General features: G+C 68.3%; 19 protein-coding genes and 1 pseudogene. 18 read left to right on the top strand and 2 right to left on the bottom strand.

The annotated features are described in order from the left end of the window. Nucleotides 1-24: 24 nt before the first annotated feature. Nucleotides 25-924, top strand: coding sequence for a tRNA (adenine-N1)-methyltransferase (locus tag ACFY1U_RS26510; protein ID WP_390696632.1), 900 nt, complete (start codon nt 25-27; stop codon nt 922-924). Nucleotides 925-1,139: 215 nt separating this feature from the next. Next, on the top strand, nt 1,140-1,712 hold the full coding sequence (locus tag ACFY1U_RS26515; RefSeq protein ID WP_390696633.1) for a hypothetical protein: 573 nt from the start codon (nt 1,140-1,142) through the stop codon (nt 1,710-1,712). Nucleotides 1,713-1,770: 58 nt separating this feature from the next. Here ACFY1U_RS26515 and ACFY1U_RS26520 read toward each other — a convergent pair whose 3' ends face one another. Further along, entirely contained in the window at nt 1,771-2,076 is a 306-nt protein-coding gene (locus ACFY1U_RS26520) for a ferredoxin (protein ID WP_390696634.1), read from the bottom strand. 562 nt (nt 2,077-2,638) lie between these two features. Between ACFY1U_RS26520 and arc the strand changes: the two genes are divergently transcribed. From arc to prcA, 6 genes and pseudogenes are all read left to right on the top strand, one after another. Then, nucleotides 2,639-4,405, top strand: coding sequence for a proteasome ATPase (gene arc, locus ACFY1U_RS26525; protein WP_099927637.1), 1,767 nt, complete (start codon nt 2,639-2,641; stop codon nt 4,403-4,405). A 245-nt stretch (nt 4,406-4,650) separates the two neighbouring features. Continuing rightward, nucleotides 4,651-6,162: a depupylase/deamidase Dop gene (gene dop, locus ACFY1U_RS26530; protein WP_390696635.1), complete on the top strand. Its 1,512-nt coding sequence runs from the start codon at nt 4,651-4,653 to the stop codon at nt 6,160-6,162. A 156-nt stretch (nt 6,163-6,318) separates the two neighbouring features. Then, nucleotides 6,319-6,537: a ubiquitin-like protein Pup gene (locus tag ACFY1U_RS26535; RefSeq protein ID WP_016325855.1), complete on the top strand. Its 219-nt coding sequence runs from the start codon at nt 6,319-6,321 to the stop codon at nt 6,535-6,537. A gap of 9 nt (nt 6,538-6,546) precedes the next feature. Then, nucleotides 6,547-7,135, top strand: a pseudogene (locus tag ACFY1U_RS26540) (endonuclease VII domain-containing protein). Beyond that, a complete protein-coding gene (gene prcB, locus ACFY1U_RS26545; protein WP_390696636.1) occupies nt 7,087-7,932 on the top strand; it encodes a proteasome subunit beta in 846 nt (281 codons plus the stop codon). The pseudogene ACFY1U_RS26540 and the gene prcB overlap by 49 nt, the downstream one beginning before the upstream one ends. A gap of 61 nt (nt 7,933-7,993) precedes the next feature. Beyond that, nucleotides 7,994-8,746 (top strand): proteasome subunit alpha, encoded by a 753-nt coding sequence (prcA, locus tag ACFY1U_RS26550; protein ID WP_390696637.1) that lies wholly within the window; start codon nt 7,994-7,996, stop codon nt 8,744-8,746. A gap of 71 nt (nt 8,747-8,817) precedes the next feature. Here the strand turns inward: prcA and ACFY1U_RS26555 are convergent, their stop codons facing one another. Then, complete coding sequence (locus ACFY1U_RS26555) at nt 8,818-9,834, bottom strand: LacI family DNA-binding transcriptional regulator (protein WP_390696638.1); 1,017 nt, start codon at nt 9,832-9,834, stop codon at nt 8,818-8,820. A 108-nt stretch (nt 9,835-9,942) separates the two neighbouring features. Here ACFY1U_RS26555 and ACFY1U_RS26560 point away from each other — a divergent pair, with 108 nt between their 5' ends. The 10 genes from ACFY1U_RS26560 to tatC all read left to right on the top strand — a co-directional run bounded on the left by ACFY1U_RS26560 (nt 9,943) and on the right by tatC (nt 18,365). Further along, nucleotides 9,943-11,202 carry an MFS transporter gene (locus ACFY1U_RS26560; protein ID WP_390696639.1) on the top strand — a complete coding sequence of 420 codons (1,260 nt, stop codon included), beginning with the start codon at nt 9,943-9,945 and terminating at the stop codon, nt 11,200-11,202. Nucleotides 11,203-11,211: 9 nt separating this feature from the next. Next, on the top strand, nt 11,212-12,573 hold the full coding sequence (gene pafA, locus ACFY1U_RS26565) for a Pup--protein ligase (protein ID WP_340382033.1): 1,362 nt from the start codon (nt 11,212-11,214) through the stop codon (nt 12,571-12,573). Nucleotides 12,574-12,708: 135 nt separating this feature from the next. Next, nucleotides 12,709-13,710, top strand: a complete 1,002-nt coding sequence (locus ACFY1U_RS26570; protein ID WP_390696640.1) for an FKBP-type peptidyl-prolyl cis-trans isomerase — start codon at nt 12,709-12,711, stop codon at nt 13,708-13,710. A gap of 60 nt (nt 13,711-13,770) precedes the next feature. Continuing rightward, nucleotides 13,771-14,142, top strand: a complete 372-nt coding sequence (locus ACFY1U_RS26575; RefSeq protein WP_030945962.1) for an FKBP-type peptidyl-prolyl cis-trans isomerase — start codon at nt 13,771-13,773, stop codon at nt 14,140-14,142. A gap of 130 nt (nt 14,143-14,272) precedes the next feature. Next, nucleotides 14,273-15,226, top strand: coding sequence for a WYL domain-containing protein (locus ACFY1U_RS26580; RefSeq protein WP_099927628.1), 954 nt, complete (start codon nt 14,273-14,275; stop codon nt 15,224-15,226). Nucleotides 15,227-15,244: 18 nt separating this feature from the next. Continuing rightward, nucleotides 15,245-16,270, top strand: a complete 1,026-nt coding sequence (locus ACFY1U_RS26585; RefSeq protein ID WP_390696641.1) for a helix-turn-helix transcriptional regulator — start codon at nt 15,245-15,247, stop codon at nt 16,268-16,270. 82 nt (nt 16,271-16,352) lie between these two features. Further along, nucleotides 16,353-16,637: a hypothetical protein gene (locus ACFY1U_RS26590; RefSeq protein WP_266953660.1), complete on the top strand. Its 285-nt coding sequence runs from the start codon at nt 16,353-16,355 to the stop codon at nt 16,635-16,637. Between the two features lie 10 nt (nt 16,638-16,647). Next, on the top strand, nt 16,648-16,842 hold the full coding sequence (locus tag ACFY1U_RS26595) for a hypothetical protein (RefSeq protein WP_390696642.1): 195 nt from the start codon (nt 16,648-16,650) through the stop codon (nt 16,840-16,842). Between the two features lie 261 nt (nt 16,843-17,103). Then, nucleotides 17,104-17,391, top strand: coding sequence for a Sec-independent protein translocase subunit TatA (tatA, locus tag ACFY1U_RS26600; protein WP_390696643.1), 288 nt, complete (start codon nt 17,104-17,106; stop codon nt 17,389-17,391). Nucleotides 17,392-17,483: 92 nt separating this feature from the next. Then, nucleotides 17,484-18,365, top strand: a complete 882-nt coding sequence (tatC, locus tag ACFY1U_RS26605; protein ID WP_390696865.1) for a twin-arginine translocase subunit TatC — start codon at nt 17,484-17,486, stop codon at nt 18,363-18,365. Nucleotides 18,366-18,399 lie beyond the last annotated feature (34 nt).

The raw sequence follows: 18,399 nt of genomic DNA on the forward strand, positions 1-18,399 counted from the left end.
GCCAAACCCCGGTAGTCTGTTCACATGTCCGAACCGACCGGTGCCGCCCGCAGGCGCGGGCCCTTCAAGGTCGGGGACCAGGTTCAGCTGACCGACCCCAAGGGCCGCCACTACACGTTCACGCTCGAGGCCGGGAAGAACTTCCACACCCACAAGGGTTCCTTCCCGCACGACGAACTGATCGGCGCTCCCGAGGGCAGCGTTGTCCGCACCACCGGGAACGTCGCCTACCTCGCGCTGCGCCCCCTGCTCCCCGACTACGTCCTGTCCATGCCCCGCGGGGCTGCCGTCGTCTACCCCAAGGACGCCGGGCACATCCTCGCCTTCGCCGACATCTTCCCCGGCGCGCGCGTCGTCGAGGCCGGCGTCGGCTCCGGCTCGCTCAGCAGCTTCCTGCTGCGCGCCATCGGCGACCAGGGCATGCTGCACAGCTACGAGCGCCGCGAGGACTTCGCCGAGATCGCCCAGCAGAACGTGGAGCGCTACTTCGGCGGCCCGCACCCCGCCTGGCAGCTCACCGTCGGCGACCTCCAGGACAACCTCTCCGACACCGACGTCGACCGCGTCATCCTCGACATGCTCGCCCCCTGGGAATGCCTGGAGGCCGTCTCCAAGGCGCTCGTCCCCGGCGGCATCCTGTGCTGCTACGTCGCCACCACCACCCAGCTCGCCCGGACCGTCGAGTCCATCCGCGAGATCGGCTCCTTCAACGAGCCGACCGCCTGGGAGACGATGATCCGCAACTGGCACATCGAGGGCCTCGCCGTCCGCCCCGACCACCGGATGATCGGCCACACCGGCTTCCTGCTCACCGCCCGCCGCCTCGCGGACGGCGTCGAGCCACCCATGCGCCGCCGCCGCCCCGCCAAGGGCGCCTACGGCGAGGACTACGCCGGCCCCAACGCCGACGGAGGCGGCCGCTGACGCGGCCGCACCCAACGAAAGGGCGCTGCCGCCGAGTTCCCGGACATCATCCGCAACTCGGCCGCAGCGCCCTTCCGTTGACACCACACCGCAAACGGAACAAACCAGGCATCGCTCATTCGAGGAACCGAACACCCCGCCGTTCCCCCGCACTGTGACGTGTGGCACGATGCAGGCCACCCCCACCGGCACAGCCCTCACAGGAGACACTCCTAGTGCAGCAATCCGCCGTCCCGGAACTGGCACACACGCACACCCGCCCCATCCACTGGGTCGCCACCGCCACGGCCGTCTCAGGCGTCATGGCCCTCTCCTCGCTCCTGCAGCCCAACTCCGCGACAGCGGCCCAGCCGGCCGACCCGCGGACCGGGACCGCCCACACGGCGACCGCACCCAGCACGGCGGGAGTGGCCTTCCCCCTCGCCTGCGGCCCGGTCAAGGCGGTCGTACAGAAGAAGGCCACCGGGGACCTCGACGGCGACGGCAACCCCGAAACCGTGGCCGTCGTCCACTGTGACGCCCCCATGGGCACCCCGCCCGACGGCGTGTACGTCCTCACCCGCGGCACAGACGGCAAGCCGCGCGTGGTGGCGACCCTGCTCGACCCCAAGGCCGGCGACACCGTCAGTGACTTCGCCGTACGCGACGGAGCCGTCGCCGCGACCCTGCTCGGCTACTCGTCCACCGACGTGCCCCGCTGCTGCCCGGACGTGACGCAGAGTGCCAAGTGGCAGTGGAAGAACGGCGCGTTCACGCGCTCCACACCCGCCGGTGCGCACAGCGTCTGAACCGGGTCACCGGTGTGTGTGAGAAAACAGACAGATGTGACGGCTCGTGTCCGTCGCATCACTCCGCGTCGGGGCCGTAGACCTCGACCTTGTCCGAAACCCGACGCACATGGATGCAGTCGCCCGGACACTCCTTGGCGGAGTCCACCACATCCATGAGAAGCGGCAGCGGCACGCGCGTCGTGGCGCCCTGGGCCTGCAGCAGTTCGTCGTCCGCGCCCTTCACATAGGCCAGACCGTCGATGTCCAACTCGAACACCTCCGGTGCGTACTGGGCGCAGATCCCGTCGCCGGTACACAGGTCCTGGTCGATCCAGACCTCCAGCTCCTCGCCGCCGGTCGCGACCTCCTGCTGCACGCTCATGTCTCCTGCCGTTCGGCTGTCGAGCCGCCGAAAACCGGGCAGGCTCCGACGGATGTTGACCGCTTCGACCCTACCTCCGGCGGCTTCCCCGTCGCGTTCGGTCGATATGCCGGGTTTCAGCCGACAGTCGCGCAGGTATGATCCTGGGTCTCGAACGCTCATTCGCCTGATGGGCGCCCCACTGGAGACCCTCCGGTCGGCACGCAGGCCCGTGCAGTGGCCGAAAACCGCTGCACGAGCCCGCCCCTGTCGACCGCATCACGTCGGCGGCGCACGACGGACCCCGGCGGCCCGCCGAGCGCCCCGCGCCGAGCCGCCCCGCTCCTGTTCGCAGGTGCGCGGCGTCAACAACTAGGCTCGACCCCGATGGGTGTTGAACACTCCATCGCTGATTACTGCCTGCTTTCGAAGGTTGATGAATGGGTATTCCCCTGGCGTGAGGAACGGCGCAAGGGGCAAGATCGGACACGCCCCTACCGTCTTTGTGATCTAGGGGTTTCAATCGACACCCACCCAGGTAGGGTCTGGAAGCGTCCAGCTCCCCTTGGAGGAGGTGAGGACCGTGGCAGCCCACGACGACGACATGAACCGCGGCATCCGCCCGGGACGAGGGTCCGACGACCCGGCCGGGCAGATTGCCTACCTTGAGCAGGAGATCGCCGTCCTGCGACGCAAGCTCGCCGACTCTCCGCGACACACGAGGATTCTCGAAGAGCGGATCGTCGAGCTGCAGACCAACCTGGCCGGCGTGTCCGCCCAGAACGAGCGACTCGCCAACACGCTCCGTGAGGCCCGCGACCAGATCGTGGCCCTCAAGGAAGAGGTCGACCGGCTCGCACAGCCACCGGCCGGCTTCGGAGTCTTCCTCACGGCGAACGAGGACGGCACGGCCGACATCTTCACCGGAGGCCGCAAACTCCGCGTGAACGTCAGCCCCAGCGTCGACCTCGAAGAGCTGAGGCGCGGCCAGGAAGTAATGCTCAACGAAGCGCTCAACGTGGTCGAGGCCATGGAGTTCGAGCGCGTCGGGGACATCGTCACCCTCAAGGAGATCCTCGAGGACGGCGAACGCGCCCTGGTGCTCGGGCACACCGATGAGGAGCGGGTGGTACGGCTCGCCGAGCCACTGCTGGACGTGAACATCCGCCCCGGTGACGCCCTGCTGCTCGAACCCCGATCCGGCTATGTCTACGAGATCGTTCCGAAGAGCGAGGTCGAGGAACTCGTCCTCGAGGAAGTTCCCGACATCGGCTACGAGCAGATCGGCGGTCTCGGCGGCCAGATCGAGGCCATCCGCGACGCGGTCGAGCTGCCGTACCTCTACCCGGACCTGTTCAAGGAGCACGAACTGCGGCCGCCCAAGGGCGTCCTGCTGTACGGGCCCCCCGGATGCGGAAAGACGCTCATCGCCAAGGCCGTCGCCAACTCGCTGGCCAAGAAGGTCGCCGAAGTCACCGGCCAGGCCGCCGGCAAGAGCTTCTTCCTCAACATCAAGGGCCCCGAGCTCCTCAACAAGTACGTCGGCGAGACCGAGCGGCAGATCCGCCTCGTCTTCCAGCGTGCGCGGGAGAAGGCCAGCGAGGGCACACCCGTCATCGTCTTCTTCGACGAGATGGAATCCCTCTTCCGCACCCGTGGCTCCGGTGTCAGCTCGGACGTGGAGAACACCATCGTCCCCCAGCTGCTCGCCGAGATCGACGGCGTGGAAGGCCTGCAGAACGTGGTCGTGATCGGCGCCTCCAACCGAGAGGACATGATCGACCCCGCCATCCTGCGACCCGGCCGCCTCGATGTGAAAATCAAGATCGAGCGCCCCGACGCCGAAGCCGCCAAGGACATCTTCGGCAAGTACCTCACAGAACGCCTCCCCCTGCACGCCGACGACCTCGGCGAACACGGCGGCAGCAAGACGACCACCGTCGAAAGCATGATCCAGACGGCCGTCGAGCACATGTACGCGGAATCCGAGGAGAACCGCTTCCTGGAGGTCACCTACGCCAACGGCGACAAGGAAGTCCTCTACTTCAAGGACTTCAACTCCGGCGCCATGATCGAGAACATCGTCGGCCGCGCCAAGAAGATGGCGATCAAGGACTTCCTCGACCACAACCAGAAGGGCCTCCGCGTCTCCCACCTCCTCCAGGCATGCGTGGACGAGTTCAAGGAGAACGAAGACCTCCCCAACACCACCAACCCGGACGACTGGGCCCGAATCTCCGGAAAGAAGGGCGAACGGATCGTCTACATCCGCACCCTCATCACCGGAAAGCAGGGCGCCGACACCGGACGCTCCATCGACACGGTGGCGAACACCGGTCAGTACCTGTAAAAAACAGGGCGGCTGCGGGTGCCCTCACCGGGTACCCGCAGTCGACTGTTTTTCAGGCCAAGACCGCAACAAGAGGCGCGCAAGGCAATGACGCAAATGATCTCCCCACCAGCGCAAAGCCGTTCTAGGCTCTTCGGTACCGCCGAGTCGCGCAGTGCGGGGACGGGCACCGCACACGCACCGGAGCGCCAGCGGTACTTGAGCAGCGTCCCCGACCGAGGGCGCCGCCGGGCAAGGAGGGCCGCATGACCGTACGGCGAGTAATGGGCATCGAGACGGAGTACGGCATCTCCGTCCCCGGCCACCCCAACGCCAATGCCATGCTCACCTCGTCCCAGATCGTCAACGCCTACGCGGCGGCGATGCACCGGGCCCGCCGGGCCCGCTGGGACTTCGAGGAGGAGAACCCGCTGCGCGACGCGCGAGGCTTCGACCTCGCCCGCGAGGCCGCCGACGCCAGCCAGCTCACCGACGAGGACATCGGCCTCGCCAACGTCATCCTCACCAACGGCGCACGACTCTACGTCGACCACGCACACCCCGAATACAGCGCCCCCGAGGTCACCAACCCCCGCGACGCCGTCCTCTGGGACAAGGCCGGCGAACGCATCATGGCCGAAGCCGCCGAACGGGCGGCCGCCCTCCCTGGCGCCCAGCCGATCCACCTCTACAAGAACAACACCGACAACAAGGGCGCCTCCTACGGCACACACGAGAACTACCTGATGAAACGGGAAACCCCGTTCTCGGACATCGTGCGCCACCTCACGCCCTTCTTCGTCTCCCGCCAGGTCGTCACCGGAGCCGGCCGCGTCGGCATCGGCCAGGACGGCCACGAACACGGCTTCCAGCTCAGCCAGCGCGCCGACTACTTCGAGGTCGAGGTAGGCCTGGAGACCACCCTCAAGCGCCCCATCATCAACACCCGCGACGAGCCCCACGCCGACGCCGAGAAGTACCGCCGCCTGCACGTGATCATCGGCGACGCGAACCTCTCCGAGATCTCCACCTACCTCAAGCTCGGCACGACGGCGCTCGTCCTGTCCATGATCGAAGACGGCTTCATCGCCGTCGACCTCGCCGTGGACCAGCCCGTCCGCACCCTCCACCAGGTCTCCCACGACCCCACCCTCAAGCGCCTTGTCACCCTCCGCAGCGGCCGCACACTCACCGCCGTCCAGCTCCAGATGGAGTACTTCGAGCTCTCCCGCAAATACGTCGAGGAGCGCTTCGGCTCGGACGCCGACGACCAGACCAAGGACGTCCTGGCCCGCTGGGAGGACACCCTCAACCGCCTGGAGAACGACCCCATGAGCCTCGCCGGCGAACTGGACTGGGTCGCGAAGCGGGAACTCATGGAGGGCTACCGGCGCCGCGACGGCCTCGACTGGGACGCCGCAAAGCTCCACCTCCTCGACCTCCAGTACGCCGACGTACGCCCCGAAAAGGGCCTCTACAACCGTCTCGCGGCCCGCGGCCGCATGAAGCGCCTCCTGGACGAGAACGAGGTCGAGAGGGCCCGTACGAAGCCCCCGGAGGACACCCGCGCCTACTTCCGCGGACGCTGCCTGGAGCAGTACGCGGACGACGTCGCGGCCGCCTCCTGGGACTCCGTGATCTTCGACCTCCCGGGCCGGGACTCGCTCCAACGCGTCCCAACCCTGGAACCGCTTCGCGGAACGCGAAATCACGTCAAGGAGCTCCTGGACCGCTGCCGTACGGCGGAAGACCTGGTCAGGGTGCTGTCCGGCGGCTGAGCAGGCGCCAGGGCGGAACCGGCCGGACAGGGTGGAAAGTCCATCGTCCGGGAATCATCGAGGTGGCCCCCGTACGTTGTAGCAACTGCGGGGCCGATGTCGGACCCTGCTTGTAGGGTCTGATCAAGAACGTCGAACCGAGCGGGGTGAGGGGTTATGGCGACCAAGGACACCGGCGGCGGCCAGCAGAAGGCGACGCGCTCCACTGAGGAGGTCGAGGAGCAGGCGCAGGATGCGCAGGCATCCGAGGACCTCAAGGAGCGCCAGGAGAAGCTGAGCGATGACGTGGACTCCGTCCTGGACGAGATTGACGACGTCTTGGAGGAAAATGCGGAGGATTTCGTACGTTCGTTCGTTCAAAAGGGTGGACAGTAAGACACATCCATGAACGACGGGGGGTTGAAGAAGTGCTCGGCATGCCAGGAGTTGCTCCCGGTCGGCGCATTCGCGGCGAACAGATCGCGGCCTGACGGTTTGCAGGCCAATTGCCGTGAATGCGCGGCCGAGTACTACCGGCGGCGCCAGGAAGCCAGGGGTAGGACGGTTCGGGAGAAGGTGGACGTGCCCGAGGGGCACAAGCTCTGCCGGACATGCGGCGAGATCAAACCCCACAGCGAGTGGCATCGCAACGCAACTGCGTCTGACGGTCTCTCGACGCGCTGCAAGGCGTGCCGAGCCGCCCAGAGTCGGCAGGACCATCTGAAGCGCCAGTACGGCATCACCGAAGCCGAACGTGACGAGTTGATCGCCTCAACGGGGCGTCTGCTGCATATGTTTGTCGGCTGTGCCCGAGCATGTGGATCACTGCCACAAGACGGGTAGGGTCCGAGGCGTACTGTGCTTCAGCTGCAATGCCGCACTGGGGCAGTTCAAGGATCGGCCCGATGCCATAAGGCGGGCTGCTGCTTATGTGGAAGGAATCGCGTGGAAGCCAACACTCGTAGCACCGGGCGTCTACCAGCTGCCTTCCTGACGCCTGGGTCGTCGTCCTTCATGGACTTCCTGTCCGAGCACCAGCCGGAGATGCTTCCGGGCAACCGGCAGCTGCCGCCCACCCAGGGGGTCATCGAGGCGCCGCATGGCACGACCATCGTGGCCGTGACGTTCCCGGGTGGTGTCGTGCTCGCCGGTGACCGTCGCGCCACCATGGGCAACATCATCGCGCAGCGGGACATCGAGAAGGTGTTCCCGGCCGATGAGTACTCGGCGGTGGGCATCGCCGGTACCGCTGGCCTGGCTGTCGAGATGGTCAAGCTGTTCCAGCTCGAGCTGGAGCACTTCGAGAAGGTCGAGGGGGCGCAGCTCTCGCTGGAGGGCAAGGCGAACCGGCTGTCGACCATGATCCGTTCCAACCTCGGCATGGCCATGCAGGGCCTGGCCGTGGTTCCCCTGTTCGCCGGTTATGACGTGGACCGTGAGAAGGGGCGCATCTTCTCCTATGACGTGACGGGCGGCCGCAGCGAGGAGCACGGTTATGCGGCCACGGGCTCCGGTTCGATCTTCGCGCGCGGTGCCATGAAGAAGCTCTTCCGTGACGACCTGTCCGAGGACCAGGCCACGACGCTTGTGGTGCAGGCCCTCTATGACGCGGCTGATGACGACTCGGCGACCGGTGGTCCCGATGTCGCTCGCCGGATCTATCCGATTGTGACCGTGATCACCGAGGACGGTTTCCGCCGGCTGAACGAGGAGGAGTCCTCCGAGATCGCCCGTTCGATCCTGGAGCGGCGGCTGGAGCAGCCCGACGGTCCGCGGGCCGCGCTGCTGTAGCCGGGTGACCGGCTCTTGTGAAGGTGATCGCGTGACTTCGACAGAAAGGGACGGATAACCGGTGTCGACGCCGTTCTATGTCTCACCCCAGCAGGCCATGGCCGACCGGGCGGAGTACGCCCGTAAGGGCATCGCCCGTGGTCGCAGCCTGGTCGTGTTGCAGTATGCCGACGGCATCGTCTTTGTCGGCGAGAACCCGTCCCGTGCGCTGCACAAGTTCAGCGAGATCTATGACCGGATCGGTTTTGCGGCCGCCGGCAAGTACAACGAGTACGAGAATCTGCGGATCGGTGGTGTGCGGTACGCCGATCTTCGTGGTTACACCTATGACCGTGATGACGTGACTGCCCGCGGTCTTGCCAACGTGTATGCCCAGACGCTGGGCACGATCTTCTCCAGTGCGGCCGAGAAGCCGTACGAGGTGGAGCTGGTCGTTGCGGAGGTCGGGGAGACGCCCGAGGGTGATCAGATCTATCGGTTGCCGCATGACGGGTCGATCGTGGACGAGCACGGTTCGGTCGCGGTCGGTGGTAATTCCGAGCAGATCAGTACCTATCTCGATCAGCAGCACCGTGAGGGCATGTCGCTCGCGGAGGGGCTGAAGCTGGCCGTGCAGGCGCTGTCCCGCGATACGAACGGCACGCAGCGGGACATCCCCGCTGAGCGTCTGGAGGTCGCGGTGCTGGACCGTACGCGGCCGCAGGCGCGGAAGTTCAAGCGGATCGTGGGCCGCCAGCTGTCCCGGCTCCTGGAGGCCGACGGAGCGGCCACCGAGGCCGAGAGCAGTGCGGAGGAGGGCTCGGACGAGGAGTAGTCCGCCTCACCCTCATCCCCGTCCCGCTTCTTGTGTGCCCCGGTCGTCGATGCGGCCGGGGCGCAGGGCGTTCAGGGGGTGCTGGGCGGTGCTGTCGAGCCTCGTACGACGAGTTGGACGGGGATGTCGCCGGCGTCGGGCACGCGTCCCTCCAGGACTGCGAGCAGGGCTTCCATGCCGCGCTCGCCGAAGAGTTCGGCGTCCAGACGGACGGTCGTGAGTTCGGGGTCGAGGGCGGTGGCGAGGGCGAGGTCGTCGAGGCCGGTGACGGAGATGTCGTCGGGGATGCGCAGGCCGAGTCGGCGGGCTGCTTTGTAGGCGCCGGCGGCGAGTTTGTCGTCGTCGCAGACCAGGGCGGTGGGCCGGGGTCCGGGGGCGGACAGGGCTGCTTCGGCGGCGGTGAGGGCGCCTTCGATGGAGATGGGTGCCCGGGTGGTCCGCAGGGAGGTGCCGACGACGGCGCCGACCCGGGCGGCCAGTTCATGTGCGCGTACTTCGAAGGTCCAGGACGCCACGTCCGCCGCGAGGTGCAGGAAGTGGCGGTGGCCCAGGCTCAGGAGGTGTTCGGCGACCTGTCGGACGCCGTCCGTGATGTCGAGGTTCACGGTGGCCGCGCCCAGGCTGCCCTTCGGGTCGCTGTCGAGCATCACGAGGGGGAGTTGGTCGCCGCGGATGGCGGTGAGGGCGTCGGCGGCCATGGAGGAGGCGATGACGCCGTCGAGGGCGGCCTGGGCGGAGGCGAAGGGGTCGCGGGCGGGGCCGATGCCTTCGGGGGAGGGGTAGAGGACGACGCCGAAGCCGTGGTCGGCGGCGACTCGGGCGGCGCCTGTGTAGACGCCGGCGAAGAACTCCGTGGTGAGGGCCGGGACCACGAGGAGGACGGTGCGGGTGCGGCCCAGGCGGAGGTTGCGGGCGGCGAGGTTGGGCCGGTAGCCGAGGTCGCGGGCGGCTTCGCGTACGCGTTCGGCGGTCGCTGCCGAGACGCGGCCGCGCCATTTGTCGCCGAGTACCAGGGAGACGGCGGCCTGGGAGACGCCGGCGGCCTGGGCGACGTCACGGCTGGTGGGTCGGGTGCTGCCGGTTGCCACCGTGGGCCTGCTCCTTCGTCTGGACTGGTGAACAGCGCACATGGTACGTATGACAGAGGACGTTATACGTAAAACTTCCGGCGTCGGTCCGGGTGAGGGGGAGCGGAGATGGCTGCGGGATACGTGGAGATCCTCAGGACTCGGCACGCCGCGCGTCTGCTCGCCGGCACGCTGGTGGGCCGGCTGCCCTGTGCCGTCGCCGCGATCGCCGTCGTGCTGTTCGTGCGGGCGGAGGGCGGAACCTACAGCCTGGCCGGCGGGCTCGCGGCAGTGTACGGGGTCGCCAATGCCGTCGGGCAGCCGTTGCTCGGGCGGCTGGTGGATCTGTACGGGCAGCCGCGGGTCCAGCTGCCCGCCGCGCTCGGCTCCGCGCTGGCCATGTCCGGGTTCGCTTTCGCCGGTATCGATCCGCCGGCGCTCGCGTACGCGTGCGTGGCGCTCGCCGGTCTGTTCACGCCTCCCCTGGAGGGTGGTCTGCGGGCGCTGTGGTCGTCGGTGCTGCCGGGCGAGGGGCAGGTGCAGACGGCGTATGCGTTGGACGCCGTCGCCCAGGAAGTCATGTTCACCGTCGGCCCGTTGCTGGTGACGCTCTGCGTGTCGCTGTGGTCGGCGCAGGTGGCGCTGGTGCTCGTCAATGTCGTCGGAGTGCTCGGTGCCCTCTCCGTGGTCGTCTCACCGCCCTCGCGGGCGTGGCGTTCGGCGCCGCGTGAGGCGCACTGGCTGGGTGCGCTGCGCTCCCCGGGGCTGCTCGTGCTGCTGGGTGCGTTTCTGGCGGTGGGGATGGCGCTGGGGGCCATTGCGGTCGCGGCCGTGGCGTATGCGGACGGCCACGGCGGGGATGCGGTGTACGGGTGGCTGATGGCGGCGATCGGTCTCGGGGCTCTCGTGGGTGGTACGGCGTACGGGGCGCGGCAGTGGAGCGGTGCGCCGGAGCGGCGACTGCGGGTGCTGGTGGCGCTTCTGGCGGTGTGTTATCTGCCGCTCACTCTGATGCCGGGTCCGGTGGCGATGACGGTGCTCGCGGCGGTTGCGGGGCTCTTCCTCGCACCGTGTCTGGCGTGTGCGTTCGTCCTCGTCGACCGGCACGCGCCGCGTGGCACGGTCACCGAGGCGTTCTCGTGGATTGTGACGACGTTCACAGTGGGTTCCTCGGTGGGAACGGGCCTGGCGGGCCCGGTCGTCGAGTGGGGCGGGGCGGTGTGGGGGTTCGCCGTGCCGGGTGTCGCGGGGGCCGTGGCGTTGCTGGTTCTGCTGGCCACCGGGCGGGTCCTCGCAGCTCCCGCGGGGCGTGCGGTGGTTGCGGCTTCATCGGAAAATGATCCAAACCGTGCCGTCGAACCCCGTTTCAGCTCAGGGGATCGGGCGTAATGTTCAGTCATGGACCGCCGCATTTTCGGGCTGGAGAACGAGTACGGCGTCACGTGTACGTTCAGGGGACAGCGCCGCCTGTCTCCCGACGAGGTGGCGCGGTACCTCTTCCGCCGTGTCGTGTCATGGGGCCGCAGCAGCAATGTCTTTCTGCGAAACGGCGCCCGCCTCTATCTCGACGTGGGCTCACATCCGGAATACGCGACACCGGAATGTGACAACGTGACCGAGCTGGTCACCCACGACAAAGCGGGCGAGCGCATTCTCGAAGGACTCCTGGTGGACGCCGAACGACGCCTGCACGAGGAGGGAATCGCGGGCGACGTCTACCTCTTCAAGAACAACACCGACTCGGCGGGCAACTCCTACGGCTGCCACGAGAACTATCTCGTCGCACGTCATGGGGAGTTCTCCCGGCTCGCGGACATTCTCATCCCGTTCCTCGTCACCAGGCAGCTTCTGTGCGGTGCCGGCAAGGTGCTGCAGACTCCGCGGGGCGCGGTGTACTGCGTCAGTCAGCGGGCCGAGCACATCTGGGAGGGCGTCTCCTCGGCGACGACCCGTTCGAGGCCGATCATCAACACGCGCGACGAGCCGCACGCGGACGCCGAGCGCTATCGCCGTCTGCATGTCATCGTGGGCGACTCGAACATGTCCGAGACGACCATGCTGCTCAAGGTCGGGGCGACCGACCTGGTGCTGCGCATGATCGAGGCGGGCACGGTGATGCGGGACCTGACCCTGGAGAACCCGATCCGGGCGATCCGTGAGGTCAGCCACGACATCACGGGCCGGCGCAAGGTGCGTCTGGCGAGCGGCCGCGAGGCGTCCGCCCTCGAGGTGCAGCGCGAGTACTACGAGAAGGCCGTGGACTTCTGCGAGCGCCGCGGTATCCGCACCGGCACCGTCGAGCAGGTCCTGGAGCTGTGGGGCCGCACGCTGGACGCGATCGAGGCGGAGGACCTCGACCGGATCGGCACCGAGATCGACTGGGTGATGAAGTACAAGCTCATCGAGCGGTACCGGGCCAAGCACAACATGACCATGTCGCATCCGAGGGTCGCGCAGATAGACCTCGCGTATCACGACATTCACCGTCGTCGTGGCCTGTACTACCTGCTCGAGAGGAAGGGTCAAGCGACGCGGATCTGCAACGACTTGAAGATCTTCGAGGGCAAGTCGGTTCCGCCGCAGACCACTCGGGCCAGGCTGCGCGGTGACTTCATCCGCAGGGCCCAGGAACAGCGTCGGGACTTCACGGTCGACTGGGTCCATCTGAAGCTCAACGACCAGGCACAGCGCACGGTGTTGTGCAAGGACCCGTTCCGTTCCGTGGACGACCGGGTGGAGAAGCTGATCGCAGGAATGTGAGCTATGTGAACAACGCGTTCCGGTGAAAGGCCGGAACGCAACACGGGCGCCGTACGTTTCCCGTACGGCGCCCTCCTCACGCCGTAGAGTTGCGCGCACGCCATCCACAAGATCGACCGATACGAGGCCTTAACCGTGCGCCGACGCTCCCTTCTCATCGCCGTACCCGCAGGACTGGTCACACTCGCCGGATGCGGTGGCGGCAAGTCCGCCTCGAGCAAGGCCGAAGCGAGTCCGTCGCCCTCCGCACCGGCCACGTCCGCCGCGCCGCCGCCGAAGATCGTCGGCGGGCCGCTGCCGGCGATCACGGCGGGCACGAAGTTCGGTGAGAAGCCGACCGTCGCCAAGGGCACCGGCGAGCCGTCGAAGAATCTCGCGGTCAAGACGCTCATCGCGGGCGGGGGGAAGACGGTCGCGGAGAACGACTATGTGCAGGCCCATTACCTCGGCCAGATCTGGGACACGGCGAAGGTCTTCGACAACTCCTACGACCGCAAGACACCGCTGATCATCCAGCTCGCCGAGGGCAGCATCATCGACGGCTGGCGGTACGGCCTGACGGGCAAGAAGGCCGGCAGCCGTGTCCAGATGGCCGTCCCGCCCACCTGGGGGTACGGCACCTCGGGCAACTCGCAGGCGGGCATCAAGGGCACCGACACGCTGGTGTTCGTGGTGGACGTGCAGGCCACGTTCAACGCCAAGAGCTCCGCCAAGGGCACGGACGTGGCGCAGAAGGACGCGGCGCTGCCCAAGGTCGGCACCAACACCGACGGCGCGGCGCCCTCCATCGACGTACCCAAGAAGGCCGCGCCCACCAAGCTGGTGGCGAACTACGTCATCGAGGGCGACGGCCCCGTGGTCGGCGCGCAGGACACCGTGCTGGTGCAGTACAAGGGCGTGTTCTGGGACTCGGGCAAGGAGTTCGACTCCTCGTACAGCCGGGGGGCGCTGACGTCGTTCGGGCTGCAGCAGGTCGTCAAGGGCTGGGGGCAGGGCCTGACCGGCAAGAAGGTCGGCAGCCGGGTCCTCATCGTCGTCCCGCCGAACCTGGGCTACGGGGACAAGCCGCCGGCCGGCAGCGGCATCAAGAAGGACTCCGTGCTGGTCTTCTCGGTCGACATCCTGGCCAAGATGTAACGGCTCGGTGATGTAAGACTGTGCGTGTTGCCTTTCCGCAGACAAGCAGGAGCTAGAGACGTGAGCATCGAGAAGCCCGAGATCGACTTCCCGGGCGGCGAGCCCCCGGCGGACCTCGAGATCAAGGACATCTGGGAGGGCGACGGCGCGGTGGCGCAGGCGGGCCAGACCGTCACCGTCCACTACGTGGGCGTCGCCTTCAGCACCGGTGAGGAGTTCGACGCGAGCTGGAACCGTGGGACGCCGTTCCGCTTCCCGCTCGGTGGCGGCCGTGTCATCAAGGGCTGGGATCTGGGCGTGCAGGGCATGAAGGTCGGCGGCCGTCGTCAGCTGACGATTCCCGCCCACCTCGCCTACGGCAACCAGAGCCCGACCCCGGCGATCAAGCCGGGCGAGACGCTGATCTTCGTGGTCGACCTCGTCGCGGTCTGATCGCCGCCGCGACCGGACCCGATCACCTGGGGCCCATGCCTGTCCGGGCATGGGCCCTCGGCTTTTGCCGCGCCACCCGGGGGCGGTACGGTCATCGTCGTAAAGCACCATAGGGAGGCGAAGGGCGTCGATGGCCATTGCCAAGGCCGAGCGGCTGATGAACCTGGCGCTGTGTCTGCTCGGGACGCGGCGGCCGCTCAGCAAGCGCGAGCTTCGTGAGTCCATCGAGGCCTACCTCGAAGCGGGCAGTGACGACTCCTTCAGCCGGATGTTCGAGCGGGACAAGGACGATCTGCGCGAACTCGGCCTGGTCATCGAGACGGTGGAGAACCTCGACGGCGAGGTGGGCTATCTGGCCCGCCGTGACAGCAACCGCCTGCCGCCCATCACGCTCGACGCCGAGGAGGCCGCCGCCCTCGGTCTCGCCGCCAAGGTGTGGCAGCAGGCCCGGCTCGCGGGTGCGGCCAGCGGCGCGCTGCAGAAGCTGCGCGCGGCGGGGCTGCCCGAGGACGTCGACCCGTATGAGGCGCACGGCGCGCTGGAGCCCCGTATCCCGGTGCACGAGGTCGCGTTCGAGCCGCTGATGCTGGCCTGCCGCGATCGCCGTCCGGTCGTCTTCGACTACCGCAAGGCCACCGCCGCCCACCCCGAGCCCCGGCATGTGGAGCCGTGGGCGCTGGAGTGCTGGCGCGGCCATTGGTATCTGGCCGGCTGGGACCGCGACCGGGGGGCCGAGCGGGTCTTCAGGCTGTCGCGGATCACCGGCAAGGTGCGCAGCCGCAGCGGGCAGTTCACGGCGGAGATTCCCGATGTCGTCACCGTCCGGGAGACCGTCGCCAGCTGGGCGGGTGAGACCGCCGACCGCTCCGCCCTGATCCGGCTGCGCTCGGGCGCGGGCTACCCCCTTCGGGCGAAGGCCACCGCGGTGCGGGAACTCGGCGACGGCTGGGACGAGTTGGAGATTCCGTACGGGCATGGGCTGGACGCCTGGCTGGTGGAGTTCGGGCCGGACGTGGTGGTCCTCGAGCCGGCCGAGCTGCGCGCGGACGTGGTGGACCGGCTGCGTGCCGTGGCCAAGGGCTGAGGGGGAGCGAGCAGGACAGTGGCAGGCAAACCGGTCAGGCCCGTGAACGCCATCGACCAGACCCGGCGGATGCTCTCCCTGGTGACGTATCTGAAGGAGCGTCCCGGGGCGCGGGTGGAGGACGTCGCGCGCGCCTTCGGCATCAGTGAGGACGAGCTGGTCTCCGACCTGGATGTGCTGCCCATGTGCGGCACCAGCTTCCGCGGCGGCGACCTGCTCGACATCGACACCGACGGCGAGCGGATCTGGTGGCACAACCCTGCTGCCCTCGGCGAGGAAACAGCGGATCCGCTGCGGCTGGCCGCCGACGAGGCGACGGCACTGCTGGTGGCCGCCCGCGCGGTGTCCACCCTGCCCGGGCTGCGGGAGAGTGACCGGCAGGCGCTGCTGCGCGCCACCGCCAAACTGGAGGCCGCGGCCGGTGAGGCGGCGGGCGCCAGCTCCCGGCTGTCGGTGACCTTCGAGTCCGAGGGCGGCGTGTTCGCCGACGTCGACCGGGCGATCTCGGAGCGCCGCCGCCTGTGGATCCGCTACTACTCGCCCGCCCGTGACGAGCTCACCGAGCGAGAGATCGACCCCATCCGCCTCGTCAGCGTCGGGCACACGTATGTGGAGGCCTGGTGCCGGCGCTCCGAGGCGCGCCGCACCTTCCGGCTGGACCGGGTCGCCGAGATCAGGATCCTGGACGAGCCGTCCGCACCGCCGGAGATCGAGCTCAGGGACCTGTCTCAGGCGCTGGTGCAGCCGGCCGCCGAGGACCCGGAGGTCGTCGTCGAGGTCGGCCCGGGCGGCCGCTGGGTCGCCGAGTACTACCCGCACGACAGCGCGGATGAGCTTGCGGACGGCGGACTGCGTATCACCCTGCGGACCCCGGATCCGGCGTCCCTGCGGCGACTGGCGCTGCGGCTCGGGCGGGACGGCCGGATCGTCTCGCCGCCCGAACTCGCCGACAGCGCCCGCCGGGCGGCCCGTGAGGCGCTGGCGGCGTACGACGGCGTCGAGGCGCGGAGTCCGCACGCAGGGCATGCGGGTCACGACGGGTAGTCCGGCGGGCGGGAGTGAGCTGGAAGGGGCGTCGGCCGCGGGGCCCCGGAGGCGATCGGCCTAGGGAAGAGGAGCAGGGGCTTTGAGCGAGTCGTCGGTGTCTGGTGCGGGGGGCATGTCGGTGGCGGCCGCCTTCGCCGGGATGAGAAGCGTGACCCCGGTGACGTTCAGGGCGGGCTGCCCGGACTGCCGCGGCAGCTTCGAGCTCGCCGCCGCGGCCCTGCGCCTGGCGATCGGCGCCACCAGCCGTACGACGTTCTACTCCTTCACCTGCCCCGACTGCGGCGCCTCGGTCCGCAAGCCGGCCGGGGAGCGCATCGTCGAGCTGCTGACCGGCGGCGGGGTCAGGACCCTGCGGACCGTCTAGGCTCGACGTCATGTTCTGGCCGATGTTCGCGGTAGCTGTGGGGTTCCTGGGTCTCGCCGTGCTCGGGGTGTTCGCCGTGCGGGTGTTCGTCGAGGCCCAGCGCCTCGGCCGGCAGGTCACGGAGTCCGCGCGCCGTATCAACCAGGCCGCCGAGGACCTCGAGCGGGCGGCCGTGAGCACCGCCCGCGCCGTGGACTCCCTCTGAGCACCGCTGTGCGAGGCGTGTGAGTGGTGCGCCCCAGGCGGTTTGGGTCACTTCGACCTGTCATCGGGGCCATCATGGCGGGTACGCTGCTGGTCGCGGACCGGAGAACGAGGCCCGGATCGCGGACCGGGAGTACGCACGGGGATTGCCTCACGTTTACCCCTGAGCGTTACGATCGCTGCCAGCACGGCCGATCGGACACTTGTCCGACTGGTCGGACAGCACCCCACCCCAGCCGCCTCGGTGAGAAGGTAAAGACTTATGTTCGGAAGGCTCGGCGCCCCCGAGATCATTCTCATCCTTATCGTCGTCGTCCTGCTTTTCGGCGCGAAGAAGCTTCCCGACATGGCGCGCTCGCTCGGCAAGTCCGCTCGCATCCTCAAGAGCGAGGCCAAGGCGATGAAGGAAGAGGGCAGCAGCACGGCCACCCCGGCCGGCCCGCCCAACACCGACGAGCAGCCCCCGGCTCAGCGCACCATCCAGGCCGCCCCCGGCGACGTGACGAGCTCGCGCCCGGTCAGCGAGCCGACGGACACCACCAAGCGCTGACGCAGGGCCGGACACTTCCGGTCCGCCGCACGAGATGAGGACGTGGGTTGCTCAAGTCTGCCCGCAAGAAGGAGAAGGATCCCGAGGGGCGGATGCCGCTCGTGGATCACCTTCGTGAGCTCCGCAACCGGCTCGCGAAGGGCATGCTGGCCATCACGGTCGTATCCGTGGTGGCTGCCTTTTACAGCTCGCAGCTGATGACCTTCCTCATGAGCCCGGTGCCGAAGTGCACGAAGGGTCTGGGGGAGTCCACCGGCGGCCACTGCGCCGTCATCGCGTACACCGACCTGTTGTCCCCCTTCACCACCACGGTGAAGGTGGTCTTCATGGCGGGCATCGTGCTCTCCAGCCCGGTCTGGCTCTACCAGCTCTGGGCGTTCGTGGCACCGGGCCTGCACAAGCACGAGCGGAAGTACACGTACTGGTTCGTGTCGGCCGCCGTACCGCTCTTCCTGGCCGGTGCCTGGCTCGCCTACACGATCCTGCCCATCAGCATGCGCGTGCTCCTCGGGATCACGCCCGACGGCTCGGCGAACATCCTGCCGATGGACAAGATCCTGGACTTCATCGTCCGGATGATCCTCATCTTCGGAGGAGCCTTCGAGCTGCCTCTGATCCTGGTCATGCTCAACTTCGCGGGCATCGTGAGCGGCCGCCGGATGGTCAGCTGGTGGCGCGGTGTCGTCATGGGCGTCTTCGTCTTCGGAGCGGTGGCCACCCCCACCACCGACCCCTTCGGCATGATCGCGCTGGCCGGGCCCATCGTGGTCCTGTACTTCATCGCGGTCGGCGTCGCCATGCTGAACGACAAGCGCCGCCGCCGGGCCAATCCCGACGCCGAGCTGGACGACGACGAGGCCTCCGACCTCGACCTGACACCGCAGCCCATCGGCGAGGTCGAGCGCGTCTCGGCGGCGCCGGCCGCGCCCGAGCAGGCCCATGGGAGCGTCAACGGCTACGACGACGTCACCTGAGCCCCGCCCCGCGGCAACGGCATGAGCAAGGGCC

The sequence above is a fragment of the Streptomyces sp. NPDC001351 genome, from assembly GCF_042896045.1.
Lineage (GTDB): Bacteria > Actinomycetota > Actinomycetes > Streptomycetales > Streptomycetaceae > Streptomyces.

Bases quoted from the DNA above. Each gene is read 5' to 3' on its own strand.
- ACFY1U_RS26510 (WP_390696632.1), top strand. From the start codon at position 25: ATGTCCGAACCGACCGGTGCCGCCCGCAGGCGCGGGCCCTTCAAGGTC.
- ACFY1U_RS26520 (WP_390696634.1), bottom strand. From the start codon at position 2,076: ATGAGCGTGCAGCAGGAGGTCGCGACCGGCGGCGAGGAGCTGGAGGTC.
- dop (WP_390696635.1), top strand. From the start codon at position 4,651: ATGACCGTACGGCGAGTAATGGGCATCGAGACGGAGTACGGCATCTCC.
- ACFY1U_RS26535 (WP_016325855.1), top strand. From the start codon at position 6,319: ATGGCGACCAAGGACACCGGCGGCGGCCAGCAGAAGGCGACGCGCTCC.
- ACFY1U_RS26560 (WP_390696639.1), top strand. From the start codon at position 9,943: ATGGCTGCGGGATACGTGGAGATCCTCAGGACTCGGCACGCCGCGCGT.
- pafA (WP_340382033.1), top strand. From the start codon at position 11,212: ATGGACCGCCGCATTTTCGGGCTGGAGAACGAGTACGGCGTCACGTGT.
- ACFY1U_RS26580 (WP_099927628.1), top strand. From the start codon at position 14,273: ATGGCCATTGCCAAGGCCGAGCGGCTGATGAACCTGGCGCTGTGTCTG.
- ACFY1U_RS26595 (WP_390696642.1), top strand. From the start codon at position 16,648: ATGTTCTGGCCGATGTTCGCGGTAGCTGTGGGGTTCCTGGGTCTCGCC.
- tatA (WP_390696643.1), top strand. From the start codon at position 17,104: ATGTTCGGAAGGCTCGGCGCCCCCGAGATCATTCTCATCCTTATCGTC.
- tatC (WP_390696865.1), top strand. From the start codon at position 17,484: ATGCCGCTCGTGGATCACCTTCGTGAGCTCCGCAACCGGCTCGCGAAG.